We start from the raw sequence: 1,396 nt of genomic DNA on the forward strand, positions 1-1,396 counted from the left end.
GACATTAGATCGGCAAAGGTACCTATGTGACGTGGCAACCCGGGATCTGGGCAATCACAGGCATTTTGATTTGAGTTTTGCTCACTCATAAGGGGTGTATCGTAATAACAAAAGAACTGATAGTACCTAGATAATTGAAAATTAACAATAAAACCAGTCTTGTTTGACCGTGTTATGTAGTAAAGCCATCGGCATAAATTGATGCCGATGAGAAAAACTATACAGGCTTGAAATAAAAGATTGAACAGCATATAGAGACTAAATGAAAATTAATAATAATTTAAATCATTAAGTTAAGGGTGTAGCATTAAGTGTAAGGCTATAAGGCCAATAGAGTTTGCATGCCATTAGAATTTGTTTTCCATACTAGGGTACTTTGTATGCAACAAACTAAAAATTCAACTCACAACAATCGAGCCAATAGGCAACGGTAAGGATGACTGCCGCCAACCATGAAATAGTATTGTTACGTCACGGTAAAGCCGAAGCGCATTTTCACGGCAGTGATTTTGACCGAGATCTTACCGATAGCGGACGTGAGCGGACTGCTAACATTGCGAACTACATGCGTGAACAACTGCTGCATCCAGACATTATTCTTTCATCATCTGCCAGACGAGCGATAGCAACAGCAGATATTGTTTGTGCTGCTTTTGTGCTTGATATAAATACGGTTGATGTGCGTGCTGATTTGTATGAGGCAGACTGGCATGATGTACTCAATATAGTTCAACAATTACCCGACACTGTGATGCGCGTATTATTGGTTGGCCATAACCCAGCTTTTGAATATTTAGTTGAAAAATTAATACCAACATCAACTGAAGATATGCATTTATCACCATCATCCATGGCTAGACTTACGTTTGAAGGAAAGTGGTCAGACTTATCGAGTGGGCAATGTCAGCTGTTATCGATCAAACATGCACAAGAATTAGTCCTGTAATTTAAAGTGAAAGTTATGGATTATGGATAGCGACTTATCAAAATTGAACGGCTTATTGATGAGGTGAAATTTAGATCTACCGCTAATAAGGGGGTATAGTTTTACTAGGAATTAGATACACGCATTTGAGGTATTGAAAAATATGGCTGGATGCAAACAATAAGTATTAAAGGCCAGAGACAAGAAGGTGAATAACGATACAAATTAAAGATTAGCTAATATCGCACCGCTAACGTTAAGGCTGCTATGTGCGGGTTCCATTACAAGTATTAATAATAAAAACAATAAAAACGCGTTAAGGAAATAATTATCATGCTAGAAAAAATAAAAAAACTGTCAATTATTCAACAAATTGCCATTATCTTATCGATGACCTCCGTCGTCATATTCAGTAGTCTGAGTTTTGTTGCCACCAGTCAAACCGAGGCAATTCTGATTGAGCAATCACAA

Annotated in this window: 1 protein-coding gene; it reads left to right on the forward strand. The window is 37.7% G+C overall.

The features are described 5' to 3' along the window. Positions 1-436 precede the first annotated feature (436 nt). Positions 437-946, forward strand: coding sequence for a SixA phosphatase family protein (locus AC3AYF_RS21005; protein ID WP_487780409.1), 510 nt, complete (start codon positions 437-439; stop codon positions 944-946). Positions 947-1,396 lie beyond the last annotated feature (450 nt).

The sequence above is a fragment of the Salinicola sp. genome (assembly GCF_982684285.1).